We start from the raw sequence: 26,336 nt of genomic DNA on the forward strand, positions 1-26,336 counted from the left end.
TGGATATGACACCTTTTTGGATAGCATTGCAATTTTTAACTGTTCTGCCTATTGAGCTAAAAACAATACCAACGGCGCAACAAAATGGTCGAGCTATTCTGTTTTATCCTCTAGTTGGTCTGATTATTGGGGGCATACTTTTTCTTGTTACCTGTATTTTTGTTAAATTACCCGCTCTTTTACTTGCGGCAACCGTACTCGCTTTATGGATCTGGCTAACGGGTGGATTGCATTTAGATGGGCTAGCAGATACTGCCGATGCGTGGGTAGGTGGTTTTGGAGATAAACTACGTACTTTACAAATCATGAAGGATCCAAGTTGTGGTCCAATTGGAGTCCTCAGCTTAGTTATCATATGTTTGCTCAAATTTGCACTAGTTTATGTGTTGATTGAACAGCATCAATCTTTATTTTTAATATGTATTCCTATCCTTGGGCGTGTGGTGCCATCTATTTTGTTTTTAACTACACCATATGTCCGCGAAAAAGGCTTAGGCCGTTCTTTGACAGACCATTTACCCAAAACTGCTTCATGGATAATAACTGGGTTCGTTCTGCTATTACCTTTGTATTGGGGGTGGCAAGGGCTTATTGCCATCATTGGTTTTTTAATCAGTCTTGTTTATTTAAGACATGTGTTTATAAAAAGGATTGGCGGTATTACAGGGGATACCGTCGGTGCAGCGATTGACATAGGTGAAACTGTACTGATTTTTACTTTTGTCGTAAGTTATTTTTATTTAGTTTGATGTTAAATTCCACCTCAATAAAATTAAAAAGCCCTCAAAAAATGAGGGCTTAATTTTCAATCTTAAAAAGATGAATTAGCGGTTTGGTAAAACTTCTTTTAAAGCTTCATGCATTTCAAGCAAGGTCTTTTCAGTAGTTTCCCAGTCAATACAACCATCAGTTACTGATTTACCATATTCAAGGTCACAAAGATTGTCAGGAATATCTTGGCGACCACCTTTTAGATGACTTTCGACCATAATACCTACAATTGACTTATTGCCGTCTAAAATCTGTTCAGTAATGTTTTTAAGAACAAGCGGCTGTAAGTAAGGGTCTTTATTCGAGTTAGCGTGGCTTGCATCAATCATAATTTTGTTGCTCACTTTTGCTTTCGCTAAAGCGTTTTCTGCTTCTGCAACAGAGCCAGCATCGTAGTTTGGTTTACCGTTACCACCACGCAATACCACATGTGCGTAAGGGTTACCTTTTGTATTAATGATTGAAACCTGACCGTCTTCATTTAAGCCTAAGAAACTATGGCCATATTTAACAGACTGCATGGCATTGGTTGCAACAGTTAAACCGCCGTCTGTACCATTTTTAAAACCTACTGGTGATGATAGACCAGAAGACATTTCGCGGTGAGTTTGGCTTTCGGTTGTACGTGCACCAATCGCAGACCAAGAAATTAAGTCTTGATAGTACTGTGGAGAGTTAGGGTCAAGTGCTTCTGTTGCACAAGGTAAGCCTTTTTCATTTAACTCAAGCAAAAGTTTACGACCAATACGTAAACCTTTTTCGATGTTAAATGAGTCATTCATATCCGGATCATTAATTAAGCCTTTCCAGCCAATTGTAGTACGTGGTTTTTCAAAATATACACGCATAACCAGATATAAAGTATCTTTAACCTTTTCGCTTAGCGCTTTTAGGCGATCAGCATATTCGTGAGCAGCTTTTGGATCATGAATAGAGCAAGGACCAATAACGACAAATAAACGTTTATCTGAACCATCTAAAATATTACGAATAGTTTCGCGGCCTTTTAGAACAGTTTGTGAAGCAATATCAGATAACGGAAGTTCTGATTTAAGCTCAGCTGGTGTTACAAGAGTTTGGATGCTTTTAATGTTAACGTCGTCGATATCTGGCTTGGAAACGGAATTTGAATGTGTAGTCATTGCTGTCACTGGTTCGATCATACTAAAGGTTGTTTTGTGTACTGAATATACCATGAAATAATTATGAAAATACTACATCTCATGGCAATTCAGTTTGGAAAAATCCCATTGATTTTACTATCTTTCGGTCGAGTTGCCTGTTTTTTCAGCAACTACTGCTTGTTGTTGTACCACAGCTGCTTTTGGTTTGGCTTTGACTGGGTGGACCATAAAGTTAACACCAAGAGCAAATAGTGTAATACCCAAAATTTTACGGATTAAACGTTCCGGCATACGTGAGCTAATTAATGTTCCAATAATAATTGCCGGAATTGAACCTACTAATAACCACATAAGCAGCACAAAGTCGACATTACCGGCACTCATATGCCCAAGACCTGCGACTAGGGTTAAGAGTACAGCGTGTACGACATCGGAACCAATAATACGAATCATTGGTAAGTTAGGGAACATGATTACAAGTGCCATAATTCCAAAGGCACCAGCGCCGACTGAGGATAGTGTTACGAATACGCCCAAAATAATACCCATAATCACAATATAGGTGCGTTTATTTTGAACAGCTAATTGCTCATTTTCAGTTTGAGTATTCTCTTTATTTCGGAATTTATTAAAGAACTTTTCAATCCGAGTACGGAAAATGATAGAAACACCAGTTAAGGTCAACATAAAGCCTAATACCATGGTTAATACAGCTTTATAATGAGTTGACTGACTTAAATAATGCTCAAGTACCCACGCAGTACCAAAAGATGCAGGAATACTACCGACCGCTAGCCATAAAACAATCGGCCAGACGATATTAAGTTTTTTTGCGTGAACCATCGATCCACAGAACTTAGAGATCGCGGCGTAAAGTAAATCAGTACCAATTGCGATATGCGGTTCAATCCTAAAAAGACCAATTAAAATTGGTGTCATTAATGATCCACCACCAACTCCTGTAATACCTACACAGAAGCCAACTAACATACCTGCCAAGATAAATTCAAAAGCACCAGACATCTTTATCGCCACTTATCACGAAACGCAGATATCTTATTCCTTTTAGAGATAAACAGTTGTCATGAATAATGATTTACTTATGCAAAAAAAAGCTAAGCAATCAAAATCATGCTTAGCTTGAGGAAATTTTATTCAAATTGATGACTTAGAGGAAGTTTTTGATGGCTTGAGCGGATTAAGCCAAAGTATCAGCAAAAAGGTTAAGGGTGTTGCAAAGATCCACCAGCTGACAAAACCAATTGAAAAACCATATTTTTTGATGAGAATAAACCCGCTCAAAGCAAATAATAGAAAAGCCGCTATCTTTAACAATGAATAATATTTTTGAGCTAGAGGTTTGAAATGACCAGTTGATTTCGGTGAGCGATATTTTTCAGTCGATATGAATAGTAAATACATGCCTAGTAAAGTTAGGATAAACACAAAGAACATCATGAATTCACCTCAATATTTAACTTACTCAGCTTTTTTTGAATTTTATCTGAAGCTTTATGTTGAATAGGCTTAATTTTAAGAAATATAAAAAAGGCTAGAGCTGCAAATAACCAGAAAAATATATCTATACGTGCAAAATCCCAATAACTACTAAAGTTTTGAATATAATTGTTTTTTAGTAAATAACTTATATTCAAGACAGGGAGTGCAATACAAAGTAGAATAAAAATACCTAGCTGAGTTTGCCATAAATATTGTTTTTTAGTGATGAGCGCAATAATAAAGCTCATGAGCCACACGAAGAAGAAACTATAAATTTCATAATTAACAGTGGTGGCCGTGACAGTAAACAATCGATTCGCATACAAATAAGCAAGAGTTGCACAAGGCAAACCTACAAAGGTAGCAACATTTAAACGGTCAACTAAATAGTGCCCTAAATGAAACTGACTATTTTTACTTTGAAGTTGGCGTTTAAGACTCCAAAGCAACAAGCCAGAGGCAATCATTACACAGCCTAAAATGCCAGAGAAAAACAATCCTAAGCGAAGTAGAGGCTGAGCAAAAGTTGCCATATGTAGGCCATATACTCCCGCATAAAGTGTGGCAATAGGACTATGATTACGTGTATCACCCAAGACTTTAGCAGTTGTAGCATCTAATGTGATTTGTGCTTGATTACGGGTAATAGAATGGTCTTCTTGCTGAATAAACGTAATTTGAGCCTGATTCGTATTTGGGTTTTTAACACTCATAGTTGCTAAAGTTTGATTTCCCCAACGCTGTTTAAGTTGGGCTAATAGCTTTTAAACTGGTAAATTCTGTGCAGGATGCGGTGTTGTACTTTCTGTGACTGTTTTTGTACGTATATCATTGAAATATTGATATGGATTCTCTGGATAGAGTTTTTGCATTCCCCAAGGTAAATATAAATAGAAGAAAATAGCCAAGCCAGTAAAAGTAACTGTTAAAAAGAAGGGCAGTGCAATAACAGATGAAACATTATGAAAATCTAACCATGAGCGCTGCGACTTAAAGGTGCGCAAGGTAAAAAAATCGGTGAAGATTTTTTTATGAGTAATAATGCCTGAGATTAAGGCAATCAACATAATAAAAGCTGCTAAAGATACGACCAACCGCCCAATTAATATCGGGACACCAAAAAGTTGATAATGGAAACGGTAGAAAAAGTCACCGCCTTCAGTCGCAGAAAGTTTTAATTCTTGACCAGTGTTTGCATCGAGGGTTGCATTTCCATAACTACCATCTGGTTTTTCCCAATACATCGTATTTACCGGACTTTCAGATGTAGCAACAGTTAAATACCAAGATTTAGCATCTGAAGCGTGTTCTTGTAAGTATTGATATGCCGTTTTAATTGCCACATCTTGTTTTATTTCAAATTGTGCAAGGGGTGGTTGCATCCACAAATTAATTTCATGGCGGTAATAAGACAAACTTCCCATTAAAAAAATAGCAAATACGAGCCATCCAAAAATTAAACCAGTCCACGAGTGGAGCCATGCCATAGATTGACGTATACCTTTATGCATAACCTACCGTCCGTGTCACAATAAAGAAAAGGGCAAATAATGCGATTGATAAAATGGTCAGTCGCAATAATGATTGGATGCAGAAACCAACAATCACGAAAAATACATAAAACAAAATAGAAATAAAGGCCGCCAAATAGATAGCTTCTGGTTTGTCTAAGTTCAAATGGAAAATTTCAGTTAGTCCAAGACTTAAGTACGCCATACAGGCATAACCCATACCGAAAACAATTAAGAATCGATAGAAAACTTTTATGCGATATAACATCGGAAGATTTAAAGTTCTGGACATATTTACTGACACATAAAAAATAAAAAGAAAGCCAACCCCAAATTGGGATTGGCTACGCTATTAATATTTAAACTTTACAGCAACTGTATAGTTGGCTGGGGCACCATAGTAACCCTGACCACCAGATAAACCGGTCAAATACTTTTCATTTGTTAGATTATTGCCATTCACTTGGAACATTACATGTTCGTTTAAATCATAGCTGGCCATAACATTAAGCAATGCGTAAGCATCTTGTTTTACAGTTGAATAAGAGGTGTCATGTATATCATCTTGCCATTTAATGCTTGCACCAACTTTCAATTTTGGAATTTGGGGAACAGTATAAGAAGCTAAAACGTTAAGTGTTTGAGTTGGGATATTTGGTCTACCTCTTTCACCTGATTCCATATTTTTTAGACTAAATGTTGAGAAACCAAAAACTAAATCTAAGTTATCAGTTAATTTTCCAGTTAATCCAACTTCAACCCCTTGCGATCTAATCGTTCCTATTGGTGACGAGTATTTATTATAGAGCGGATCCCATAATGGGTTTAGTGCAAAGTTATCTTCGTCTGTTCTAAAGATAGCGATATTTCCAGTTAAAGCACCATCTAACCAAGAGCTTTTTACACCTACTTCATAACTTTCACCCTCTACTGGTACAGCGGTTTGTTTAGTAGAAAGATCGATAACCGTTTGTGGCCTAAAAATAGAGGTATAACTCATATAACCTGTGTATTCAGGAGTAAAGTTATATGTAATACCCGCATACGGGGAAACTTTATTCTTTTTATAATCCAAAGTTTCGATTTCAGTATAGTTAGCACCTAAGATAAATTTCAGATCCTCACCTAGATGAAGACGTGTGGCACCGTAAACAGACTTCATTACTCTTTCTTCTGGGTCAGCATAGGTAAAGTCTCCCCAAGTCGGTTCTTCAGGTGTCCAGCTTGGTAAGTCTGTAGTAATAACGCCTAAACTACTACCATACGAATAAACACTTTGAGCATTATACTTTGACCAGTTATAACCAATATTTGCTTCGTGTTGCTGCCCTAATAAATTAAACGTACCTTGAATATCTGCATTTGCTGTAGTTTCTTTAAATTTTTGATTATAAATTTCTGGTAATAGTGAAATACCAGATGTATTGTCTGTAGCAGAAGGAGAACCATTGAGATAAAGCATTTTATCTTTAACCTCTGATTTTTTAAGGTTATAACCTAACCTTAGCTTCCAGTCTCCCCATAAATTTTGTTCAATATTGGCAAAATAATTATCAATTTCCCAATCGTAGTATGTCCATGATGGTGCATAATTATAGTTGCGTGAATAATTTAATGGTTCTCCTTTTGAGTTAACTAAGGGTAGTGCACCCCATTGCGAACCATTAGCGTATTGACGAGTTTTTGAATATCCTGCTGAAATATTTGTAGTGTCTGTAACGTCAGCTTCTAAAATTCCTTGAAAACCGTTTTTTTCTTCTGAATAGCGGTCTAGATAAGAATCTCCGACTTTCTCATAACCTACGAGACGTCCTCGTACTCGCCCATCTTGTGTAAGAGAACCTGAGATATCAGCTTCATAGCGCTGCGTATCCCATGAACCATAGCTCACCCCAGCATTTGCTTGAAATTCTTTAGTAGGGCGTTTACGGATATAGTTAATTGTAGCCCCAGGATCACCTAGAGCATTTGTTAGAGCATCAGCACCTTTTACAATTTCAATGCGATCATAGAAATAGCTATCTGCATCACTATTATTATAATTATAGCTATCAACTTGAGGGATACCGATTCCGTCAACCAAAATATTTGAAATATCAAAACCACGAGCAGTATAAGTTGTTCGGTTTGTTTCTAATCCAGTTACTGTCACACCTGGTGTATTACTTAAAACATCACGAGTACTGGTAAGGCCAAAATCTTCAATTTGCTGACGAGTAACGACATTAATGGTTTGGGGTGTTTCCTTAGCCTCAATATTAAGCTTGGTTGCACTACTTGAGTTTTTAACATTATATGCCTTGGTCTGTTCAGAAGACTGTTCTGCATTTGATGCTTTGACTTGAATCGTTTGCAAAGCTTGTACCTGTGCATCTTGGGCATAGGTGAGGTTGGCATAACAAATCGCGCAGGCGATTACAGACAACTTAAATGGTCGAAGTGGGATATTCATAAGATTAAAGATAATGTAAATAATTCTCATTTATTTTATTGTTTGTAAATGTAAGCTACAATTCAAATAACATTGTTAATTTAGATTAAAAGATAGTGTATGAATGTAATTTTAGATAGTGATGTGCTAGGGCTAGGTTTAGCTGGGATTGATTAGGCAAGTTCAAGATTAATAAGTCTCTATGCTAGAATGCATTATTTCAAATTCTTGGGTAAATCGCCTTGGCAAACCGAAAACTTAAAATAGGCATTGTAGTTGGAGAAGTTTCTGGAGATACGCTCGGCGTAAAACTCATGCGTAGTTTTCGTGAGCAGGGAATCGATGCTGAATTTGAGGGAATCGGTGGCCCTCAAATGATTGCGGAAGGTTTTAACAGTTATTACCCAATGGAAACTCTGTCTGTGATGGGCATTGTTGAGGTATTAAAAGACTTAAAAAAACTATTCGCCGTACGTGATGGCTTAATTAATCAATGGACTCAGCATCCAGTTGATATTTTTATTGGTATTGATGCACCAGACTTTAACCTCAGACTTTCGAAAAGTATCAAAGAAAAGAATCTACCAATAAAAACAGTTCAATATGTGAGTCCGTCAGTTTGGGCATGGCGCCAAGGGCGAGTACATGGCATCAAACAAAGTATAGATTTAGTACTTTGCTTATTTCCTTTTGAAAAAGGTTTTTATGAACAATATGAAGTTCCAGCGGCATTTGTAGGCCATCCATTAGCTAAACAGTTACCGCTTGAGAACCCTATTCAAATTGCTAAACAAGAATTGGGTGTTGATGAAAATCAAAAACATATTGCTTTGTTGCCTGGTAGCCGCAAAGGTGAAGTAGAAAGACTTCTTCCTATGCTATTGGGGGCAGCCAATATTTTGCATACAAAATATCCAGATATTCAGTTTTTAATTCCGGCAATTAATGATGCGCGCAAACAGCAGATTGAGCAGGGGGTTGAACAATTAGCACCGCAGTTAAAAGCAAAAATTCATATTTTAGAAAATACGGATAGCGAATCGAAAATTGGTCGTATGGTCATGAACGCGAGTGACATTATTGCCTTAGCGTCTGGAACGGCGACATTAGAAGCCATGCTCATGCATAGACCAATGGTCACTTTCTATAAACTGCATTGGTTAACTTATTTAATTGCTAAATTCTTGGTGAAAATACCTTATTACTCTTTGCCAAATATCATCGCGGGTAAAAAAGTAATTGAAGAGCTGATTCAGGCAGATGCAACACCTGAAAATTTAGCGGCTGAAATAGAAAAACTAATGAATGTTGAAACTGCTCAAATTCAAGTAATGCAACATTTAACTATGCATAAACAGCTTATTTCTGGAAATACAGAAGATCCGGTTCAAGCCATTTTGCAATGTTTGAATAGCTAATTTTTAAGATTTGATTGGCTAATTGCTTTTAATCCAGCTAATGAAAATTTTTTAAAGTGTTCAACTAAATCATGTAAGGGCATCTGAGCAATATTTTTAAGTGGCTCAGGTGCTTGAGCATTAGGCCCGGCAATAATAAGCATCATGCAAGGGGTCATCACGCTTAAAATACAAGGTAAAACGGCCGGATCATTTTCATCTAAGTTCGCCACTTGACTAATCAACTTTCGAATAAGAAAAAATTTTCTCATACCAGTTAATTCAATAAAATTTAATAAATGCTCAGAAGGTGAAAACAGTTCGCGAATAAAAACTTTGCCATGCCAAACATCTTTTTCCGTCAACTTATGTAATAAAGTTTCAAGTAATAAACTCAATTTTTCTTCGGGAGGGTAAGTACTTTCAACAAGTTCTAGTAAGTATTGTTCATCTAGATAATGGGCATGAGCTTCCATTAACACTGCTTGATATAGCCCATCTCGACCATCAAAGTGATAATTAATTGCCGCTAAATCGACATTTGCTACTTTGGCAATTGTTTTGTTTGCTGTTTTTGCAAAACCATATTGGGCGATTAAGGGTCCTGCTGCCTCAATAATTTTAGTCTTTGTTAAGTCACCATCACTTCGTCTAGATCTGGACATGTTTAAACCTAATTTTATTTCATCATAAAAGTATATCTTTTATTCAAAGATTAAGGTAATTTAAATTTAAATTGAATTTAAACTATGTAAATTTGAATTTAATAAGAAGGCCAAAAAGATGAATAAAAAAGTGATTGCCGGCATTTTAGTTGTTATAGCTGTAGTTGCCATCGGCTTTTGGGTATGGGGATATAATGATAAAAAACAATTAGATAATAATGTATTAACTTTATATGGAAATGTGGATATCCGCCAAGTTTCACTTGCATTTGAACAGTCTGGCCGTATTCAGAAACTTTTAGTTCAAGAGGGCGATAAAGTTCAAGCAGGTCAAGTACTGGCGACTCTTAATACTAATGCATTACAAATTCAGGCAAAGCAAGCTCAAGCACAACTTAAAGCTCAACAAGAGGCAATTATTAAACAAGAGATTGGAGCTCGCCCTGAAGAAATCACCCAAGCAAAAGCTCAACTTGCGTCTGCCCAAGCTGAGCTTGATAAAACCAATAAAAACTTGCAACGCTTACAAATTTTGGTAAGTAGTACCGATGGTCGAGCAATTAGCCAACAAGAACTCGACTATGCCAAAAGTAATCAACATAGTGCTGAGGCAGCGGTCCGTGAAAGACAAGCCAATTTAGAATTATTAATTAAAGGTGCACGAAAAGAAGATCGTGAAGCAACCAGAGCACAATATGAAGTGATTAAGGCTAATTTAGATTTAATTAAGTATAACCTTACTCAAGCAGAACTAAGGTCTCCTGTAAATGCAGTGGTACGAGCTCGGTTGCAAGAAGTTGGCGACATGACAACTGCTCAAAAGGCCGTTTATACATTAGCCTTGACCAATCCAAAATGGATTCGTGTGTATGTAAATGAACAAGATTTAAGTTCAATTAAAATGGGAGGCACGGCTCAAGTTATTCGTGATGCTTATCCCAATCAGCCTATTAATGGAAAAATTGGCTATATATCTTCAGTGGCTGAGTTCACACCTAAAACAGTACAGACAGAAGAGATTAGAACAACACTTGTTTACGAAGTTCGGGTGTATGTAAATGATCCGAATGATCAATTAAAAATGGGTCAACCTGTGACAGTAAAAGTCCCACTTGCTTTAAGTGAGAAAGCCCATGATTGATAGTAAAGCAGTGGTTCAAGCCCATAATTTATTCATGACTTTTAAAGCCGAAAATAAAAATTCAGCAGATATTAGTGCAATTGTTGATTTGAATATGCAAATCAAAAAAGGAGAACTTACCGCTTTAGTCGGTCCAGATGGTGCGGGTAAAACAACTTTATTAAGGTTAATTGCAGGATTATATAAAGCGAGTTCAGGTTCTCTTCATGTGCTTGGGTTTGATATTGAAAAACATCCTCAAGTTGTCCAAGACTGTATTAGTTATATGCCACAACGTTTTGGACTCTATGAAGACTTAAGTGTACAAGAGAATTTAGATTTATATGCCGACTTACACGGCGTTCCAAAAAATGTACGTAACCAAAGATTTAAACGTTTATTGGAGATAACGAATCTTACTCAGTTTACTCAACGTCTAGCAGGACAACTTTCTGGTGGAATGAAGCAAAAGCTAGGATTGGCATGTACTCTAGTTCGTTCCCCAGAGTTACTGTTGCTCGATGAACCTAGTGTTGGAGTAGACCCTTTATCACGACGGGATTTATGGATCATTATTGAACAACTTGTTCAGGAAGAAAATTTAAGTGTAATTATAAGTACCGCTTATATGGATGAAGCAGAAAAGTGCGCTTACGTGTATATCATGCACGAAGGCAAAATTTTAAGACAAGGTTCACCTGAGCAATTAAAAGCGTTAGTACATGAGCAAACATGGAAAATAAAACCTTCAGAGCAGATTAAGACTCGGATTGTACAAGCCCAGTTACTTGGAAATTCTGGAGAGATTATTGATGCAGTGCCAAGGGGAGAGCAAGTAAACTTTATTAGCCGCCAAAAAGAACTATCAACAAATATTTTACCTCTGGGGCTAGTGGCAAATAGGCGACCAGCTGAACTCGAAGATGCTTTTATGATGTTGTTACAACAAAATCAAAAACAACAAATCTCTATTTCTCAGCAAACTTTTCGATCAGAACAAAACAATAATTCGCAATCAGACCAAGCGGTCATTGTAGTTAAAGATTTAGTCAGAACTTTTGGAGATTTTACTGCTGTTGCCAATACGTCATTTACTGTACAGCGTGGAGAGATCTTTGGGTTACTTGGACCAAATGGAGCTGGTAAAACCACGACATTTCGCATGTTATGTGGGTTACTACCGGCAAGTAGCGGTTACCTAGAAGTTGCAGGTAAAAACTTACGGACGGCCCGTGCTGAAGCAAGAGCTAAAGTAGGCTACGTCTCTCAAAAATTTGCACTGTATAGCAATTTAACTGTGTTGGAAAACTTAAAGTTCTTTGGTGGAGCCTATGGTTTATCGGGCAAAAAACTAGATCAACAAATTGATAAAGCTTTACAACAATATGATTTAAAGCCGCAAATTAAAAGCGGTGATTTACCTGGTGGTTATAAACAGCGCTTATCTATGGCGGCTGCATTATTACATGAACCAGAAATTTTATTTTTAGACGAACCTACGAGTGGAATAGACCCGCTTGCACGGCGTTTATTTTGGTACAGCATTGGTAAACTCGCAAATCAAGGCATTACCATCATTATTACCACCCATTTTATGGAGGAAGCAGAATATTGTGACCGCATTGCCATACAAGATGCAGGAAAGTTACTAGCCCTAGGTTCTCCTCAACAGGTCCGCGAATTGGCAAGTAAAGATAAACATATTGTTGATATGAATGAGGCTTTTATTGCAATTGTGGAACAAGCACGTGCATTAAGGCATGCGGGTTAGGAGACCTACAATGAGCTTTGCATTTTGGAGTCGCTTGAAAGCCTTAGTTCGGAAAGAAACTAAACAGCTTCTTCGTGACAAAAGCAGTCTCGGAATTGGCCTAGTTTTGCCTGTTATCTTAATTTTACTGTTTGGTTATGGACTTTCTTTTGACTTGAACCAAGCACGAGTTGGTGTTGTAGTTGATCAGTCCTCGCCGCAGGTCAATCAGGTCTTAGCTGGCTTAAATGGATCGCGATATTTAACCAGTCTAGAATTTCATAATTTGCCTGAAGCAGAACAGGCCATTCGAAATGGCAAAATTGATGCGATTTTGCATTTTCCTTCCGATTTTGCAAATCAGGCCCAACAAGGTAACGCAAAGGTTCAATTGCTATTAAATGGTAGATCGACCACCATAGCAACTGCTTTAGAGGGGTATGTCGCGGGTGCTTTGGCTACCGCGCCATCAATACAAATTGATCGTAGCCTCATATTAGCATCTGCAAGCGCCGTTAAAATTGAACAAAGAATATGGTTTAACGAATCTGGTAACAGTACTTGGTTTTTAGTGCCGGGTTTAATGGTACTCATTTTAACTTTAATTGGCGCATTTTTAACGGGTCTGCTTATTGCCCGTGAAAGGGAACGGGGAACATTAGAAGCCTTATTTGTCACACCAGTACGGCCATTTGAAATTGTGTTGGCAAAACTCATTCCGTACGTTGTTGTCGGCATGATTGATATCGTTATTTGTATTGTTGCTGCACATTTTATTTTTGAAGTCCCTATGCGGAGTTCATTATTCTCAATTTTATTTGCTTCATTTCTATATTTAATCGTTTCATTATTACTTGGTTTAACTATATCTGGCTTTGCCCAAAGTCAGTTTCAGGCGAGTCAAATTGCTTTGTTGGCAAGTTTTATGCCAGCGCTGATGCTTTCCGGATTTGTTTTTGATACACGCAACTTGCCTTTGGTTGTACAAATTATTAGCCAGTTACTTCCAGCGACGCATTTTATGGTTTTAATTAAAACTTTATTTATGGGAGGTGATGATTGGAGGCTATGGTTTAAAGAATGCGGTATTTTATTGGGATATATCGTTGTTTTGATATGTGCTGTGAACTTTTCACTGAAAAAACGGTTGAGATAAAGTTATGTGGCAGCAATTAATCACGTGGCTGAAACACTTAAGTTTTTTAGTCAAAAAAGAATTCTTAACCATTTTTAGTGATCCTGCAAATAGGGCTATTCTATTTGTACCCGCTCTGATGCAAGCACTTTTATTTGGCTATGCGGCTACTTATGACGTTAACCATGTAGTTTATGCAATTTTAGATCAGAGTAACGGGCAGGTTTCACATGAGCTGATCTCGAAGCTCGATGGCTCTGGTATTTTTAAGCGTGTTGCAACACTGGAATATACCGAACAAATCAAACAGGTTATTGATAATCGTCAGGCATTGCTCATAATTACGATCCCCAATGATTTCGAGAGTAAATTAAACAATAACCAAAGCTCTCCTATACAGGTCATTGTTGATGGTAGAAATTCATCTACAGCTATGGTTGCAGGGTCATATCTAAATAAAATTATTGGTCAGTTCAATCAGCAAAAGTTTAGTTCAGCTTTACCGATTAGCCTTGAAACAAGAACATGGTACAACCCAAATCAAGAGTCTCGTTGGAGCTTAATGCCTGCATTAATTGCAGCATTAAGTATGATGCAGACATTACTTTTATCTGCTTTATCAGTTGCGCGTGAACGTGAGCAGGGTACGTTTGATCAATTATTAGTGACACCGTATACACCATTACAAATTATGATTGGTAAGGCTTTGCCGCCGATTTTTGTAGGTTTGATGCAATCGACCATTATTTTATTGATTATTTTGTTCTGGTTTAAAATTCCAATGAATGGCTCTATTGGACTGCTTTATTTTGGATTATTCAGCTTTAACGTGGCTGTAGTTGGTGTGGGCTTATCAATTTCAGCTTTATCTTTAAATATGCAACAAGCTATGCTTTTTACATTTTTATTGATTATGCCTTTAATGTTACTTTCAGGCTTACTGACACCTGTAGAAAATATGCCAAAAGCATTACAAGTAGCAACTTATGCAAATCCATTAAGATTTGGAATTAACTTAGTACAGCGGGTTTATTTAGAAGGTGCAAGCTTTGCCCAAGTCAAATTGAATTTTTTACCAATGATTGTGCTGGGGATAGTAACTTTACCTTTAGCAGCTTGGTTGTTTAGAAATAGATTATCTTAATTATATTGATTAAAAAGCCCCATTTTTATGGGGCTTTTTTAAATCGACTTTTATGCACGTACAATCAGCTCGTAACCTGTATATTTACGGATATTAATAACACCAATATCAAAAATTAAATATTGGCCCTTAATACCTTGCAATACTCCACGAATTTTTGGTGTTTTATCTAAGTTTAAAGACTTAATTTTTTCAGGATATTGTTCAACCGGGTAAACAAACTCACGTGGCAATTCATTTTCTAGTAATTCAACCGTTTCGTTAAATTCAAGGTTTTGACTAAATTCTTCACGAATAGTTTGAATTTTAGGGGCGAACTCTTCAATTAACTGATCACGTTGTTCTATCAAATTTAGAGGTTCAGCTTCGCCTTTGAGAAGTTTACGCCAATCTGTCTTATCCGCAATTAAGGAACCAAACATGGTTTCAAGCTGGCCAGATAAACGACGTGAACCAACTTTTAAAATAGGTAAGGCTTGAGTTGCCCCTTGATCTAACCAACGACCAGGCATATGGCTAACGCGAGTAATACCTACTTTTAAAGCACTTGAATTTGCCAAATACACAATATGAGGCTGGAAACATACGCTGTGGGCAAAATTATCTTCACGACATGTACCCAAATGGTAGTGGCATGTTTCAGGTTTCATAATGCAAAGGTCACATTCCGCTTTCGTTTTAAAGCATTTAAAGCAGTGGCCTTGCGAATAAGACTTTGGTGTTTTAGCACCACAAGAGGTGCAATAAATATTACCTGTCCATTCGATTTCTAGTTCTTGTCCTAAATTAAAAGGAAGATCAATTTCTGAACGGTCTAATACAAATTTGTATTCAACATTTGCCTTGGTTGTCTGTTGATCAGTTACACTAGCATCTTTTAGGCCTGCATGCATTTTATGGCAAATGCCTTGTAGTTCCATAAAGTTTAAACTCACATCTTTCAATTAAGGGTTGCAGTTATGGCTGAACAAAATGTCATCACTTCTATGCTAGACGATTTATCAAACGAACAGCCTATTCATACTGCACTTTGTATTGGCCAGAAAATTGACCAGAATAACGCAATTCAATGGCACTATTTTACCGTAACTGAGCTGTTAAGTCTGCCTTTTACTCAGCGTTATGATTTGGGTTTTGTATTGTTTGATACTGATGAAATGCAGGACATCAGCGATGTGCAAAAATCACAATTATTAGTAAAGCTAAGAGATTTATTAGCAAAACGAATTGTTGTCGTGAGCAAACGCAGTGATGAACAGCTTCTGCGTTCTTTAGGTTTTACCCAACTTATTGATAAGACTTCACATGATAGTGATTTTGCTTTATGGCAATTTAATATTTTGACCTATAAGCATGTCCCAGACTGGTTTAATTCCAAATTTTGGGCAAATCCAGAAAATTGGAATAAATTCCGTTGGTAAAAGACCTTGCAATCTCTTTCAAAATTTAACAATTTGATTTTTGCTGTCTTAACAAAAAAACGCGTATGCTCATGTATAAACCATACATAAGAGTTACTCATGACAAATTTAAGCAACATTGTAGAAGTTTTGGCTAAGCAAGCTTTAGGTGGGAATCAGCAAGCGTCAGGTCAAGGTGGTTTAGGTGGAATTTTAGGTTCTGTATTAGGACAAATGGGTGGTAATACTTCATCTGGTGCCCAAGGTGGTCTTGGTGGAGTATTGGGTTCTGTATTAGGACAAGTCACTGGTAATAACAACACACCTCAAGCTGGTGGTGGTGTGCAAAGTTTATTAATTGCAGTGGTACCTTTAATCTTAGGTTGGGTTCAGCAACAAGGTGGCTTACAGGCTGCTTTAGAAAAGTTAAAGGGTGCGGGTTTAGGTAGCCAAGTTCAAAGTTGGGTTGATCCAAACCAAAGTAATAGTGAAGTTCCGACCCAGCAATTACAAAGTCTGTTTAATCCAGCAGACATTGAACAAGTTGCTCAGCAAGCTCAAGCACCAAAAGAACAAGTTTATGGTGCAATCGCTTCTGTCTTACCTCAAGTCATTGATTCTTTAACACCTCAAGGTGAGAGTACAGATCATCAAGAAGCTAACCAAGATATTCAAAATGTGATGAATCTTGTAAGTGGTTTCTTAAAATAAGATATAAATTTTTTAAAAGCCGATATTTTTATATCGGTTTTTTTGATAGCACAATAAAATAAAAGGGCATAAGCCCTTTTATTTTAGATCTGAATCGAACATAACTGATTAGAAGTTATATTCAATACCAGTACCTACAACAGTTTGTTTGTCGTCGTCATTCAACCAGTCACGTTTTTGTTGAGCAACGATACCGTAGAAACGAGCTTGTTTATTGATTTGATAATCAAGACCTAAACCATACAAGTCAATTTTACGATCTGCCTGACCACTTACTTGTGTTTCAGCAGAAGCATATTCTGCTTTTACTTTAAGTTTAGTGTTAGGAATTTTATAAGCAGCAGTTACCGCGTATGCTTCTTCTTCTAAACCACGGTAAGCTTTACCAGCTTTATCGATTGAACCATCTGATTTATATGTTTGACCATATGCAGTCAAGTCATCAGTAGGTTCAGCATGTTGCCATAAAGCACCTACTACAAAACCAGATTTAGCAATGTCATAAGAACCAGTTACACGGTAAGCGTCTGTATAAACATCTTTCAAACCGTAAGCAGCATATTTACCTTTGATACCGAAGTCACCAGCAGCAGCGATTGCTAAACCTAAGTCTTTATTTTCATAACCTAGAGAAGTCGAAACTGAATCGAAGCTATCATTTTTGCTGTCTTTACCAGTTTCGCCTTTTTTGCTATCAGAAGTGCTTTCACCAGTTTGAGCCATGATATTGAATGTTAAACCAGCTAATAATTTAGGGTCTAATTCAAAACCAACCACGTTATCTAAGCGGTTTTCACCGTACATAATATTTGTAATATCTAAACGTGTGTCATCGTTAAAGATGTCTTGGTTGCTACCAGCAGAGGTTTTGAAGTAAGAATCATATTTACCTACTTTTAACGTACCGACGCCTTCAGTTTTTAAACCGATAAAACGGTTACGGGCACTAAGGTCAGTATCTGAACCAGAACCGTCAGTAGAAATTGCCCATTCAGCTAAATAAACAGCAGATAGCTTATCAGTCAACTTCTCTTCGCCTTTTACCCCAATACGAGAAGAGTTTGAGTTAACTTCGGTAACGTCACTTTTACCATCGAAATTTTTGTTGTCAACTTGGTTAATGGAAACGTTTAGTTTGCCGTACAAAGTTGGCGCTGCTTGCACCGCGTTTACGCTCAAAGTTGCAACTGCGGCAGCGAGAAGCAATTTCTTCATTGAGATTTCTCCAAAAGGTATTTTTAAATGGCGTATGCCTAGCTAACTTTTATTTTTTAGTTGGCTTATGTACAAAAAGTTACAGAAGCTCACCAACTTGCTAAGAAGTATCTGTAAACTTTGTGACAATGGAGTGAAGAAGAAATGACAGTTTTATGACAATTAAAAATTGGAAATACTTTATTTTCTTTTGATTTTATTACACTTTTTAAATAAAAAAAGCGGAGTTTAAACTCCGCTTTTATCTCTTAAAATCAAAGTGCTGCTTTAATTTTCTCAGCCAAAGCTTTGATTTTATCTTGGTCTCCTAATTGCGCCGCATGTTTGCCAAGTTGGTGAACATTTGTCGGAATTAGGTGAAAATGAACATGAGGGACAGTTTGTCCGGCAGCTGCTCCTGATAACTGCATGAGCACAATTCCATCCAAATTTAATGCAGTTTCCATTGCCTTAGCAATTTTTTGCACGATCTGGATGGTATAAGCTGCCGCTTCAGGAGGTAAATCAAGTAAAGTTACTGCAGGAGTTTTTGGAATAACTAATGCATGACCATCGGCTTGGGGCATAATATCCATAAAAGCTAGAACTTGATCATCTTCATAGAGTTTTATCGCTGGAAGTTCACCACGTAAAATTTTTGCGAAGATATTTTGATCATCATATGCCATGTATTATTCCTTTAAATACTATTTACACTTCAATTCTTTTTGACGTTCTTTAATTGCGTCTAGACGTTGCTGCTCTTTATCAGAGAATTTTGGCTTAGTCGTATGACAGTTTTCATTACCATATTTTTCTTTAGCATCTTGGTCTTTAAAACAAAAGCCTTTTGACGCATAAATCAAATTGTAATCATCTTGCAATTTTTGACATTCTTGCTCAGGTGTTGCAGCTTGAGCACTGAAACCGGCAAGGGTCACCATTCCAGCGAATACCGCAACCATTAATTTATTCATGAGCTTTTCCTCAGTTAAAGGTATGAACCTGTACTCAATATAAGGTTTATTCCCAATATTTCAATGACTATTAATTACTCAAGTGTTATTTAAAGTCATATTTCACCTTATAATATAAAAAAGCTTTATATATCAAGATCTTTTTTATAATCTTTTTTAAATCAAAAGATTAGATATATTTTATATTAAACAATTAAAATATATACTTAACCAATATTTAAAGTCATGATTAAAATTTTATAGTAATGAAATAAGTACGTTATATGAGTAACATCGGTTCTTGTTTATGCCATAAAGTAAAATTCTCTGTACCTTGTGAAATCAAAACGGTTTATCACTGCCATTGCAGCTTATGCCGAAAACAAACAGGTACTGGAGCAAATGCCGCTACTTTAGTAAAAGAAAATCAGTTTAACTGGTTGATAGGTAAGGAATATGTGGCTACCTATAAAAAAGAAACTGGTTTTACTTCATCATTTTGTAATAGATGTGGCTCGCCTGTCCCTAATAAAATTAATGGTACAAACTATATGTGGATACCGTTGGGGCTTCTTGAACAACCGTTTAAACCAGATTTAAAACTTAATTTTTGTATAGAGTCAAAACATGATTGGGTTATGTTAGGGGATGCTCATAAAAACTTTGCACATTTACCTGAGTTAGAAGAGTTCTTAAAATATTTTGAATAACACTATTTAACTTTTTATATATTTTAATAATTTTTAAGTATTCTTTACATAAATGATGTGTGTTCACTGTTGAATATATCCGATATTTATTTGAGCATGAAATCACATAGCTTAAAAAGGATGGTTCACATGATAGATGAAGAAAAGCCTTTAAATTTTGAAGATGATGACGAGCCTCTTGATTTTGAAGATGAAGAATTCATAGACGATAAAAAAGAGGACGAAATGTATAACTCGATTACTAAGGATGGCTCTAGTGTCGATCCTGCTGATGATGGGACACGGCATATTCGTCCTGAAGACGGCGATCCGATTGAAATTGATGAGTAAATGCATCAGTTTAAAAAAGATTAGTCTTTTTAATCTTTAAGTATAAGTGTAATATCCGAGCGCTGTCACAAACAGCAAAAAGTCCTGAATGATCAGCGCAAAAAATCAAAAAGGGTAAAGCCTGCTTACAAAGCGGGCTTTTTTTTGTATTTATAAAAATCTAGACTAAAGAAAGTAAGTGAACGCTTTTAAGAAAATAATTAATTTTTCAAAAATATTTCGCAGATGAGAAGAACAGATACAAATACCTAGTGTTTGTAATGAGCATTTAAGAGGAGTACAAAGGTAAATATCAAAAATAAGAAAAGTAAAAAGATCATAAGTTAAAACATATCATTAAATTATTTAGGTATTTTACACAATTTAACACTTTATGCAAATTACTTTACATTTCGTTGAGCTTATGTAAAGAATTGGCTTAGTCTCAATCGTTTTAAAAATGTGACAATCAGTGGATAATTTGTTAGATTGTTTGATTTTTATAATAACAGGTGAGACAGATGAAGAGATTGTTACTTGTATTGGCTACAGGATTTGGTTTAGATGGGTGTGCATCGTTAACACAAAAAGCAGATGAAAATTATATTACTAAATCGCCTGTTACTCCGGTCAATACTGCCTTTAATGGCACTAAAGTACTTGAACATGGAATTTTTACTGAGCAGGATATTGCTGATATGCCTGAACACTCAAATATAAATTCACGTTATAAAATATCTTTTTAAAACGATGCTGAAAATTATAATTAAATAGTTAAACTAAATAATCATCGTAAATTAGCTGAAATTTAGAATTTGCTAAGAACATATTTAGTAGTAGCTATTTAGCATAAAACCACCATTTAGGTGGTTTTTAAAAAGATAAAATGTTAAATTTTAATCGTTGAAAAAATTGGTTTTATAAATGAAAAACGTCATTATTTTAACTTCTATATTGTTATTAAGTGGGTGCACAATTAATTCTAAGTTATTATCACCAGCAAAAAGTGATGATGACAAAATTATTGTAGAAGCAGAAAAGTACAAGCAACAATATCAAAAAAAGATCTTTAAAATTTGGAATGTTCCGCCTTCTTCAGTGGGAATGAGTGCTAGCGTTAAAGTCTTTTTAAGTGATACTGGTGAGATTGAGCAAATTATTTTTCTAGATAAAGAAGACCAAAAGTTTAAGTCGAGTATTGAAAAGGCGATATGGCGTGCAAGTCCCTTTGTTTTACCTTCTAATCCGGAAGCTAGAAAACAAGTAAGAAAGTTCAATATTAAATTTACTGCAAAGTAATTTTTAAATATGAACTTGGCCTTACATAAAAAACCACCATTTGGTGGTTTTTTTATTAAGAATTGATAGAGATACAAATTATAACTTTATTTTATTAATTATTGAAAAACTAATCATTATTTTTTATCTACTTTTTCTTTTATGGTTAACTCATCAAAGAAGAGGAATAAGCCATGTTGAATCAACATGAGATAAATTTAAAACAGTATCAAAATAAATCTTTAAGTTATTTGAATAGCACCGCTCACTCTGAAGGGGTCGAGTTTGATAAATTCATTAAAGAAATTGATGAATATCCAAATGCTGTTGTTTTAGATTTAGGTTGCGGTGGTGGCCATGTAGCTTATAACGTTGCTCGCCATGCAGATCTGGTTTTTGCTTATGATTTATCTCATGAAATGCTCGATACAGTTTCAAAAGCTGCCAATGCTCGAAAAATAAAAAATATTTTTGTACAACAAGGCATTGCTGAAGATATGCCTTTTACTGATGAACAGTTTGATGTAATTATTAGTCGATATTCTGCCCATCATTGGCAGCATGTCCCAACAGCAATGAAAGAAATAAATCGTGTATTAAAGCCAAATGGCACTGTTATTTTTGTTGATATTATTAGCTCAAGTTTCCCTATTTTAGATACATTTTTACAGACTATAGAAGTGATTCGAGACCCTAGTCATGTACGAAATTACAGTATTAAAGACTGGGTTCACTTTATTGAAGATGCTGGTTTTGAATTAACAATTTTAGAAAAACAAACTCTCAAACTAGATTTTGATAGTTGGGTACAGCGCATGAAGACACCTGAAGATCAAATAAAAACGCTTAGGTATCTCCAAGAAAATGCAGCAGATGTTGTTAAAAAGTATTTTAATATTCAAAAAGATGGAAGTTTTGAAAGTAAGGTCGGGTACTTTGTATTTAAAAAACTATCCTTCTAATGAGTCTAAGCTTGGGTTTGTGTTCATAGAGAAAGCGTTAGATAAAAGCCCTCATATAGAGGACTTTTTTATGCCTAAATTTAGATTTTTGTTGAACGCTCACTCAGCCATGTTGCTAGCTTTGGCCAGAATTCCTGCGCACTTGCTTGGCTTGACATTAGACCTAAATGACCGCCAGGAATAAGAGTAAATGTAACATCTTGGCTACTGGTTAACTGACTTAATGGCTGAGCTGCATCTGCCGTCACTAATTGATCACTACGACCAGCTCCAACTAAGAGTGAACAGTCGATATTTTTTAATTCGATTTTTTTATCTTTTAACTGAATAGAACCTTGTCTTAATGGATTTTGCAGCCAAACATTAAATAACATGTCCTGATTAATACCTCCCGGATAATCAATCATATTGTTTAAAAAACTGCTTAATGTGGCATGTTCTTGTACGAACTGAAGGTCATTAAGGTTCTTAAGTAATTGAATATGACCATCGAACCAGCCTTTAGGGTCAAGAATTTTGAAGCCTAAGGAGTTTAAAATGCCCGGAGTATGAATCAAACGCTTCGGTAAACCTGAGTAAATACGTTTCTGAAGCTTTTTATTGCGGGCAATAGTGTTGTTTATGGTTCGGTAGAGTTTTCCAATATAACCAGAAGCATAGCTATCGATTGGGCTACCTAAAACTATAAGGTTTTTGACATAATTCGGATGATTATGCGCTGTATATAAAGTAACGAATATGCCAGCCATACTCCATCCGTGTAGAGAAATTTGATCACTGCCTGAATGTGTGCGAACAAGCTCTATAGCTTTAGGAATAAAATCTTCAATAAACGATAAAAAGTTAAGATGTCTATCTTTAAAGCCTAAACGCCCCCAATCGATAAGGTATACATCAAAACCTGCATTTTGGAAGTATTTGATAAGAGAACGATATGGATATAAATCATAAATCGCCATATTAATGGCTAAAGGCGCCACAAATACTAATGGTTCTCTAAAACTCTTTTCTGTAGCTGCATAATAACGAACACGGGTTTGGTTGAATTCACCAATCACTTCAAATGGAGTGCTTTGTGACAATACTAATGTTTGAGGACGAAATAGTCGGGTAGAGAGGTGCTTGATTTGACTTTGTTCTGAGACAAGGGACTTTAAGCGTTTCATCTTGTTTTACCAACTATACTAAAGATTGATTGAAGTCTAAGCGATAATTTTCAGGTTTACCTTGACCTTAAATACCTTAGGCACTCAAAATGATGATAGTTTTTAGTACATGACCAGTAAAGGCGAACATTTAATGAACCAGTCTGATGATTTAGAATACCAACTTGATACTTTAGCCATTCGTACCGGACACACTCGTAGTTTTGAAGGTGAGCATGGCGAACCAATTTTTTTGACTTCATCTTTTGTATATGAAAACGCTGCTGAAGCAGCTGCAAAATTTTCTGGTCAGGTTCAAGGAAATATCTATTCTCGTTTTACTAATCCGACTGTATCGATGTTCGAAAAACGTTTAGCGGCTTTAGATGGGGCTGAACGTGCCGTGGCTACAAGCTCAGGTATGGGAGCAATTCTATCGATTGCTATGGCGTATCTAAAAGCAGGTGATCATGTTATTTGCTCAAGAGCAGTTTTCGGTTCTATTGTCGCTTTATTTGAAAAATACATTGCCAAATTTGGTGTAGATATCACATTTGTTGATCTACGCGATTTAGATGCATGGAAAAATGCAGTACGTCCAGAAACTAAACTATTATTTGTTGAGTCACCGTCTAATCCATTAGCTGAAATCGCAGATATCCAAGCGCTTGCAGATATTGCGCATGCAAATGGCGCATTACTTGCTGTTGACAATAGTTTCTGTACACCTGTTTTACAGCAACCGTTAAAGTTGGGTGCAGATCTCGTGATTTACTCTGCGACTAAATATTTAGATGGTCAAGGCCGTGCGTTAGGTGGCGCAGTGGTAGGTAAACATCAACTCCTAGAAGAAGTTTTTAGCGTAGTGCGTACTTTAGGACCATCTATGAGTCCGTTTAATGCATGGGTTTTCTTAAAAGGATTAGAAACCTTACGTTTACGTATGAAAGCGCACTGTGAAAATGCTCAAAAACTTGCCGAGTGGTTGTCTACCCATGAAAAAGTAGAAAAGGTCTATTATGGCGGGCTTCCAACTCATGAAGGTCATGAACTTGCAGCAAAACAGCAAAATGGCTTTGGCGGGATTGTTTCTTTTGTAGTTAAAGGTGAGCGTGAAGGCGCATGGAAGGTTATTGATAACACCAAATTTATTTCTATCACGGGTAATTTAGGTGATGTGAAATCAACAATTACGCATCCTGCTACAACCACACACGGCAAACTTTCTGCTGAAGCAAAACAAGCTGCTGGTATTCAAGAAGGCTTAATCCGCGTTTCGGTTGGCTTAGAAGATATTAACGATATTATTGGTGATATCTCACGTGGATTAGATTTGATCTAATAAAATTTATATATCTAAGAATTAAGCCACACTCATTTTAGTGTGGCTTTACTTTAAGGTGAGTTACTCACAAACAACGATTGAAATAAAAAAGCTACATTTTGTTGTAAATGAATTAAAAATCACAACGTATAAAAGTTCTAAATTTAATAAAAATAACAAAGTGAGTTTGTAACCATGCTTAAGCCTATAATTATTTTAGTTGCTATAGGGGCAATTGGTTTGGTTGGATACAAAGTATTTGCCCAAAAGGATGAACCGACTCAAATTAACGAAACTGTTTTATTGATTAATGATGCAAATAAATCAGTTGAAGAAGCTGATCATACAATAGAAAAAGCGAATGCCTCTTTTCAGAAAATTCCTTTAAATGAATATAAACCCGACAATAGCACCCTCCAAGCTTCGCAGTAGCTTAACTTAAATTTTAGAACCGGCCTTCACAGTAAAAAGTTTCGTATAGAAAGCTTTAAATGGATGAGTTACCTAAAAGAGTTTCATAGATACCAATAGAAAACATTAATTTATTGTGTCAGAATTGCGGATTAATTTTGATTTAAACGTACTGACCTCAATGATCTTACTGATCGATAGGGGCGTTCAAAGAGTTTAAGTTCCGAAGTGTTATATGACTATCAATAATACTTGAAATATTTGATAGAGATACGGAGTTAGGTTTATGAATATCAATATGCTCATGCAGCAAGCGCAGCGCATGCAAAAAGATATGGAATCAAATATAAAAAAGGCTAAAGAAGAGCTTGCTCAAACTGAAGTACACGCTGAAGCGGGCGGTGGTTTAGTTAAAGTAACAATGACTGGCCGTTATATCGTAAAACGTATCGAAATTAATCCAGAATTACTTCAAGACGAACCAGACATGATTGAAGATTTAATCGCAGCTGCGGTGAATGATGCTGTGCGTCAAGCTGAAGTAGTTTCAGAAGAAAAAATGCAAAAAGCTAACTCGGGTATGGGTTTACCTCCTGGTTTAGCAGGCATGTTCTAAGGAAAATCAGTGTTTAGTGATAGATTTGAACAACTCGTTCAAGCTTTACGTATTTTGCCTAGCGTTGGACCGAAGTCGGCCCAACGTATGGCTTTACATCTTTTGATGAAAAATCGTGAAGGTGCATTTGCTTTAGCACATGCTCTACATGAAGCATCAAGTTATATTCATGAATGTAGTGTTTGCCACTCTTTAACAGAGCACGAAATTTGTGATATTTGCGCTTCAACAGAAAGAGATGACCAATTGCTTTGTGTAGTTGAGTCTCCGGCAGATGTTATGGCAATCGAGCAAAGTGGTAGTTTTCGTGGCAAATACCATGTGTTGGGTGGGCACCTTTCTCCATTAGATGGAATCGGGCCAGAAGAAATAGGTATTCCTTATCTAATCCAACGGTTAAGCCAAGGTACGATCGAAGAAGTCATTTTGGCAACTAATGCTACTGTGGAAGGTCAGGCGACAGCGCATTATTTGGTTGAAGCGACGAAGCATTTACCTATTCACATGACACGTATTGCGCAAGGCGTACCACAAGGTGGCGAGCTTGAATATGTGGATAGTCATACCTTAAGTCAGGCTGTTCATAACCGTATGCGTATGAAATAAGTACCTCGGTGCTTATTTCAAAGATTTTTTGAATAATATCGTATTATCAAAAAATCTTTTTAAAAGACAAAAACATATTTTTAAAAATGACTCAGTGAATATATAAATTAAAAAAAGCTTTTGTAAAAAATAAACATTTAAAAGGACATTAAATTTGAAAAATTTA

General features: G+C 36.2%; 28 protein-coding genes and 1 pseudogene. 17 read left to right on the top strand and 12 right to left on the bottom strand.

Annotation, left to right across the window (positions count from 1 at the left end):
* Positions 1-5: 5 nt before the first annotated feature.
* Positions 6-749 (top strand): adenosylcobinamide-GDP ribazoletransferase, encoded by a 744-nt coding sequence (locus EGT34_RS00415; protein ID WP_024437166.1) that lies wholly within the window; start codon positions 6-8, stop codon positions 747-749.
* Positions 750-824: 75 nt separating this feature from the next.
* Here the strand turns inward: EGT34_RS00415 and EGT34_RS00420 are convergent, their stop codons facing one another.
* The 6 genes and pseudogenes from EGT34_RS00420 to EGT34_RS00445 all read right to left on the bottom strand — a co-directional run bounded on the left by EGT34_RS00420 (position 825) and on the right by EGT34_RS00445 (position 7,358).
* Positions 825-1,934 (bottom strand): 3-deoxy-7-phosphoheptulonate synthase, encoded by a 1,110-nt coding sequence (locus tag EGT34_RS00420; protein WP_000572395.1) that lies wholly within the window; start codon positions 1,932-1,934, stop codon positions 825-827.
* Positions 1,935-2,030: 96 nt separating this feature from the next.
* Positions 2,031-2,918, bottom strand: coding sequence for a sulfite exporter TauE/SafE family protein (locus EGT34_RS00425; protein ID WP_000011876.1), 888 nt, complete (start codon positions 2,916-2,918; stop codon positions 2,031-2,033).
* Between the two features lie 132 nt (positions 2,919-3,050).
* Positions 3,051-3,353, bottom strand: a complete 303-nt coding sequence (locus EGT34_RS00430; RefSeq protein ID WP_000971112.1) for a hypothetical protein — start codon at positions 3,351-3,353, stop codon at positions 3,051-3,053.
* A pseudogene (locus EGT34_RS00435) lies at positions 3,350-4,906 on the bottom strand (PepSY-associated TM helix domain-containing protein). Before EGT34_RS00435 ends, EGT34_RS00430 begins: the two are co-directional and overlap by 4 nt.
* Positions 4,899-5,198: a hypothetical protein gene (locus tag EGT34_RS00440; RefSeq protein WP_000091759.1), complete on the bottom strand. Its 300-nt coding sequence runs from the start codon at positions 5,196-5,198 to the stop codon at positions 4,899-4,901. Before EGT34_RS00440 ends, EGT34_RS00435 begins: the two are co-directional and overlap by 8 nt.
* Before the next feature lie 60 nt (positions 5,199-5,258).
* Positions 5,259-7,358: a TonB-dependent siderophore receptor gene (locus tag EGT34_RS00445; protein WP_001025083.1), complete on the bottom strand. Its 2,100-nt coding sequence runs from the start codon at positions 7,356-7,358 to the stop codon at positions 5,259-5,261.
* A gap of 221 nt (positions 7,359-7,579) precedes the next feature.
* Between EGT34_RS00445 and lpxB the strand changes: the two genes are divergently transcribed.
* Positions 7,580-8,755, top strand: coding sequence for a lipid-A-disaccharide synthase (gene lpxB / locus EGT34_RS00450; RefSeq protein WP_125305475.1), 1,176 nt, complete (start codon positions 7,580-7,582; stop codon positions 8,753-8,755).
* Here lpxB and EGT34_RS00455 read toward each other — a convergent pair.
* Complete coding sequence (locus EGT34_RS00455; RefSeq protein ID WP_000091620.1) at positions 8,752-9,399, bottom strand: CerR family C-terminal domain-containing protein; 648 nt, start codon at positions 9,397-9,399, stop codon at positions 8,752-8,754. The two genes, lpxB and EGT34_RS00455, sit on opposite strands and share 4 nt — an antisense overlap.
* 118 nt (positions 9,400-9,517) lie before the next feature.
* On the opposite strand from EGT34_RS00455, the gene EGT34_RS00460 reads away from it, so the two are divergent.
* The 4 genes from EGT34_RS00460 to EGT34_RS00475 are packed head-to-tail and all read left to right on the top strand — an operon-like array spanning position 9,518 to position 14,548.
* Positions 9,518-10,540 carry an HlyD family efflux transporter periplasmic adaptor subunit gene (locus tag EGT34_RS00460; RefSeq protein ID WP_001036883.1) on the top strand — a complete coding sequence of 341 codons (1,023 nt, stop codon included), beginning with the start codon at positions 9,518-9,520 and terminating at the stop codon, positions 10,538-10,540.
* The gene (locus EGT34_RS00465) at positions 10,533-12,290 is read left to right on the top strand and encodes an ATP-binding cassette domain-containing protein (RefSeq protein WP_024437332.1); all 1,758 of its coding nucleotides are present in this window, start codon (positions 10,533-10,535) and stop codon (positions 12,288-12,290) included. The genes EGT34_RS00460 and EGT34_RS00465 overlap by 8 nt, the downstream gene beginning before the upstream one ends.
* Before the next feature lie 10 nt (positions 12,291-12,300).
* Positions 12,301-13,425, top strand: a complete 1,125-nt coding sequence (locus EGT34_RS00470) for an ABC transporter permease (RefSeq protein ID WP_000006386.1) — start codon at positions 12,301-12,303, stop codon at positions 13,423-13,425.
* Between the two features lie 4 nt (positions 13,426-13,429).
* The gene (locus EGT34_RS00475; RefSeq protein ID WP_000267842.1) at positions 13,430-14,548 is read left to right on the top strand and encodes an ABC transporter permease; all 1,119 of its coding nucleotides are present in this window, start codon (positions 13,430-13,432) and stop codon (positions 14,546-14,548) included.
* A 50-nt stretch (positions 14,549-14,598) separates the two neighbouring features.
* On the opposite strand, the gene EGT34_RS00480 is transcribed toward EGT34_RS00475, so the two are convergent.
* Complete coding sequence (locus tag EGT34_RS00480) at positions 14,599-15,468, bottom strand: DUF2797 domain-containing protein (RefSeq protein ID WP_000422839.1); 870 nt, start codon at positions 15,466-15,468, stop codon at positions 14,599-14,601.
* Positions 15,469-15,507: 39 nt separating this feature from the next.
* On the opposite strand from EGT34_RS00480, the gene EGT34_RS00485 reads away from it, so the two are divergent.
* Together EGT34_RS00485 and EGT34_RS00490 are read left to right on the top strand one after the other, a co-directional pair.
* Positions 15,508-15,969 (top strand): DUF6231 family protein, encoded by a 462-nt coding sequence (locus EGT34_RS00485; protein WP_000840537.1) that lies wholly within the window; start codon positions 15,508-15,510, stop codon positions 15,967-15,969.
* A 99-nt stretch (positions 15,970-16,068) separates the two neighbouring features.
* A complete protein-coding gene (locus EGT34_RS00490) occupies positions 16,069-16,659 on the top strand; it encodes a YidB family protein (protein WP_000183448.1) in 591 nt (196 codons plus the stop codon).
* A 108-nt stretch (positions 16,660-16,767) separates the two neighbouring features.
* Here EGT34_RS00490 and EGT34_RS00495 read toward each other — a convergent pair whose 3' ends face one another.
* From EGT34_RS00495 to EGT34_RS00505, 3 genes are all read right to left on the bottom strand, one after another.
* The gene (locus EGT34_RS00495; protein WP_000734917.1) at positions 16,768-17,874 is read right to left on the bottom strand and encodes a porin; all 1,107 of its coding nucleotides are present in this window, start codon (positions 17,872-17,874) and stop codon (positions 16,768-16,770) included.
* Positions 17,875-18,128: 254 nt separating this feature from the next.
* The gene (locus EGT34_RS00500; protein WP_000312749.1) at positions 18,129-18,542 is read right to left on the bottom strand and encodes an HIT family protein; all 414 of its coding nucleotides are present in this window, start codon (positions 18,540-18,542) and stop codon (positions 18,129-18,131) included.
* An 18-nt stretch (positions 18,543-18,560) separates the two neighbouring features.
* Positions 18,561-18,830 (bottom strand): YARHG domain-containing protein, encoded by a 270-nt coding sequence (locus tag EGT34_RS00505; RefSeq protein ID WP_001037927.1) that lies wholly within the window; start codon positions 18,828-18,830, stop codon positions 18,561-18,563.
* Positions 18,831-19,093: 263 nt separating this feature from the next.
* Between EGT34_RS00505 and EGT34_RS00510 the strand changes: the two genes are divergently transcribed.
* The 5 genes from EGT34_RS00510 to EGT34_RS00530 all read left to right on the top strand — a co-directional run bounded on the left by EGT34_RS00510 (position 19,094) and on the right by EGT34_RS00530 (position 22,068).
* The gene (locus EGT34_RS00510) at positions 19,094-19,519 is read left to right on the top strand and encodes a GFA family protein (protein WP_000065215.1); all 426 of its coding nucleotides are present in this window, start codon (positions 19,094-19,096) and stop codon (positions 19,517-19,519) included.
* A 129-nt stretch (positions 19,520-19,648) separates the two neighbouring features.
* On the top strand, positions 19,649-19,849 hold the full coding sequence (locus EGT34_RS00515) for a hypothetical protein (protein WP_000564581.1): 201 nt from the start codon (positions 19,649-19,651) through the stop codon (positions 19,847-19,849).
* 500 nt (positions 19,850-20,349) lie between these two features.
* On the top strand, positions 20,350-20,574 hold the full coding sequence (locus EGT34_RS00520) for a hypothetical protein (protein ID WP_000826150.1): 225 nt from the start codon (positions 20,350-20,352) through the stop codon (positions 20,572-20,574).
* A 178-nt stretch (positions 20,575-20,752) separates the two neighbouring features.
* Positions 20,753-21,127, top strand: coding sequence for a TonB C-terminal domain-containing protein (locus tag EGT34_RS00525; RefSeq protein ID WP_002108091.1), 375 nt, complete (start codon positions 20,753-20,755; stop codon positions 21,125-21,127).
* A gap of 173 nt (positions 21,128-21,300) precedes the next feature.
* Positions 21,301-22,068 (top strand): class I SAM-dependent methyltransferase, encoded by a 768-nt coding sequence (locus EGT34_RS00530; RefSeq protein ID WP_000934174.1) that lies wholly within the window; start codon positions 21,301-21,303, stop codon positions 22,066-22,068.
* A gap of 80 nt (positions 22,069-22,148) precedes the next feature.
* On the opposite strand, the gene EGT34_RS00535 is transcribed toward EGT34_RS00530, so the two are convergent.
* Complete coding sequence (locus EGT34_RS00535) at positions 22,149-23,234, bottom strand: alpha/beta fold hydrolase (protein WP_000825828.1); 1,086 nt, start codon at positions 23,232-23,234, stop codon at positions 22,149-22,151.
* Positions 23,235-23,367: 133 nt separating this feature from the next.
* Here EGT34_RS00535 and EGT34_RS00540 point away from each other — a divergent pair, with 133 nt between their 5' ends.
* The 4 genes from EGT34_RS00540 (at position 23,368) to recR (ending at position 26,170) form a co-directional block, all read left to right on the top strand.
* A complete protein-coding gene (locus EGT34_RS00540) occupies positions 23,368-24,555 on the top strand; it encodes an O-succinylhomoserine sulfhydrylase (protein ID WP_001076385.1) in 1,188 nt (395 codons plus the stop codon).
* A 177-nt stretch (positions 24,556-24,732) separates the two neighbouring features.
* Complete coding sequence (locus tag EGT34_RS00545; RefSeq protein WP_000917295.1) at positions 24,733-24,969, top strand: hypothetical protein; 237 nt, start codon at positions 24,733-24,735, stop codon at positions 24,967-24,969.
* A gap of 265 nt (positions 24,970-25,234) precedes the next feature.
* Positions 25,235-25,564 (top strand): YbaB/EbfC family nucleoid-associated protein, encoded by a 330-nt coding sequence (locus EGT34_RS00550; protein WP_001024697.1) that lies wholly within the window; start codon positions 25,235-25,237, stop codon positions 25,562-25,564.
* Positions 25,565-25,573: 9 nt separating this feature from the next.
* The gene (gene recR / locus EGT34_RS00555) at positions 25,574-26,170 is read left to right on the top strand and encodes a recombination mediator RecR (RefSeq protein ID WP_000490551.1); all 597 of its coding nucleotides are present in this window, start codon (positions 25,574-25,576) and stop codon (positions 26,168-26,170) included.
* The last annotated feature ends 166 nt before the right edge of the window (positions 26,171-26,336 follow it).

The sequence above is a fragment of the Acinetobacter sp. FDAARGOS_558 genome (assembly GCF_003937785.1).
Classification (GTDB): domain Bacteria; phylum Pseudomonadota; class Gammaproteobacteria; order Pseudomonadales; family Moraxellaceae; genus Acinetobacter; species Acinetobacter baumannii.

Bases quoted from the DNA above. Each gene is read 5' to 3' on its own strand.
- EGT34_RS00520 (WP_000826150.1), top strand. From the start codon at position 20,350: ATGAAGAGATTGTTACTTGTATTGGCTACAGGATTTGGTTTAGATGGG.
- EGT34_RS00440 (WP_000091759.1), bottom strand. From the start codon at position 5,198: ATGTCCAGAACTTTAAATCTTCCGATGTTATATCGCATAAAAGTTTTC.
- EGT34_RS00490 (WP_000183448.1), top strand. From the start codon at position 16,069: ATGACAAATTTAAGCAACATTGTAGAAGTTTTGGCTAAGCAAGCTTTA.
- EGT34_RS00535 (WP_000825828.1), bottom strand. From the start codon at position 23,234: ATGAAACGCTTAAAGTCCCTTGTCTCAGAACAAAGTCAAATCAAGCAC.
- EGT34_RS00480 (WP_000422839.1), bottom strand. From the start codon at position 15,468: ATGGAACTACAAGGCATTTGCCATAAAATGCATGCAGGCCTAAAAGAT.
- EGT34_RS00525 (WP_002108091.1), top strand. From the start codon at position 20,753: ATGAAAAACGTCATTATTTTAACTTCTATATTGTTATTAAGTGGGTGC.
- EGT34_RS00495 (WP_000734917.1), bottom strand. From the start codon at position 17,874: ATGAAGAAATTGCTTCTCGCTGCCGCAGTTGCAACTTTGAGCGTAAAC.
- EGT34_RS00465 (WP_024437332.1), top strand. From the start codon at position 10,533: ATGATTGATAGTAAAGCAGTGGTTCAAGCCCATAATTTATTCATGACT.
- EGT34_RS00425 (WP_000011876.1), bottom strand. From the start codon at position 2,918: ATGTCTGGTGCTTTTGAATTTATCTTGGCAGGTATGTTAGTTGGCTTC.
- EGT34_RS00430 (WP_000971112.1), bottom strand. From the start codon at position 3,353: ATGATGTTCTTTGTGTTTATCCTAACTTTACTAGGCATGTATTTACTA.
- EGT34_RS00510 (WP_000065215.1), top strand. From the start codon at position 19,094: ATGAGTAACATCGGTTCTTGTTTATGCCATAAAGTAAAATTCTCTGTA.
- EGT34_RS00530 (WP_000934174.1), top strand. From the start codon at position 21,301: ATGTTGAATCAACATGAGATAAATTTAAAACAGTATCAAAATAAATCT.
- EGT34_RS00485 (WP_000840537.1), top strand. From the start codon at position 15,508: ATGGCTGAACAAAATGTCATCACTTCTATGCTAGACGATTTATCAAAC.
- EGT34_RS00505 (WP_001037927.1), bottom strand. From the start codon at position 18,830: ATGAATAAATTAATGGTTGCGGTATTCGCTGGAATGGTGACCCTTGCC.
- EGT34_RS00470 (WP_000006386.1), top strand. From the start codon at position 12,301: ATGAGCTTTGCATTTTGGAGTCGCTTGAAAGCCTTAGTTCGGAAAGAA.
- EGT34_RS00515 (WP_000564581.1), top strand. From the start codon at position 19,649: ATGATAGATGAAGAAAAGCCTTTAAATTTTGAAGATGATGACGAGCCT.
- EGT34_RS00460 (WP_001036883.1), top strand. From the start codon at position 9,518: ATGAATAAAAAAGTGATTGCCGGCATTTTAGTTGTTATAGCTGTAGTT.
- EGT34_RS00455 (WP_000091620.1), bottom strand. From the start codon at position 9,399: ATGTCCAGATCTAGACGAAGTGATGGTGACTTAACAAAGACTAAAATT.
- EGT34_RS00420 (WP_000572395.1), bottom strand. From the start codon at position 1,934: ATGATCGAACCAGTGACAGCAATGACTACACATTCAAATTCCGTTTCC.
- EGT34_RS00550 (WP_001024697.1), top strand. From the start codon at position 25,235: ATGAATATCAATATGCTCATGCAGCAAGCGCAGCGCATGCAAAAAGAT.
- EGT34_RS00475 (WP_000267842.1), top strand. From the start codon at position 13,430: ATGTGGCAGCAATTAATCACGTGGCTGAAACACTTAAGTTTTTTAGTC.
- EGT34_RS00500 (WP_000312749.1), bottom strand. From the start codon at position 18,542: ATGGCATATGATGATCAAAATATCTTCGCAAAAATTTTACGTGGTGAA.
- EGT34_RS00540 (WP_001076385.1), top strand. From the start codon at position 23,368: ATGAACCAGTCTGATGATTTAGAATACCAACTTGATACTTTAGCCATT.
- EGT34_RS00445 (WP_001025083.1), bottom strand. From the start codon at position 7,358: ATGAATATCCCACTTCGACCATTTAAGTTGTCTGTAATCGCCTGCGCG.
- EGT34_RS00415 (WP_024437166.1), top strand. From the start codon at position 6: ATGACACCTTTTTGGATAGCATTGCAATTTTTAACTGTTCTGCCTATT.
- EGT34_RS00545 (WP_000917295.1), top strand. From the start codon at position 24,733: ATGCTTAAGCCTATAATTATTTTAGTTGCTATAGGGGCAATTGGTTTG.